Raw genomic sequence first — 251 nt, 5'->3', positions numbered from 1 at the left:
CGAATCCATCGCAGAGCGTGCGGTCCAGGCGAATCCTCACAGTCCTTCTCCACTCTGTGCTGCGAACGGTCGCCGGGCGCGATACGGCGAGGTGTCGCAGGTGGCGCATCGTCCGGATCGGTGATCATTCACTGCGTCCGGAAAGAAGGCCAGCAGGGTGCCGGCGACGTTGGTGGCGGCGTCCAGCGTCGCGCAGGCACCGCGTCCGCGGAGAACCACCGACCACCGCTGCAGGCGGGCGAGATCGTCCG

Annotated in this window: 1 protein-coding gene; it reads right to left on the bottom strand. The window is 68.1% G+C overall.

Annotated elements, in window-relative coordinates; genetic code table 11:
- Positions 1 to 36: 36 nt before the first annotated feature.
- Positions 37 to 251 (bottom strand): hypothetical protein (locus tag SB754_RS21785; RefSeq protein ID WP_410784397.1); only part of this gene is annotated, 215 nt, incomplete at its 5' end.

This window comes from Leifsonia sp. SIMBA_070 (assembly GCF_046534635.1).
Classification (GTDB): domain Bacteria; phylum Actinomycetota; class Actinomycetes; order Actinomycetales; family Microbacteriaceae; genus Leifsonia.
This window is presented reverse-complemented; position numbering and strand designations above follow the sequence as displayed.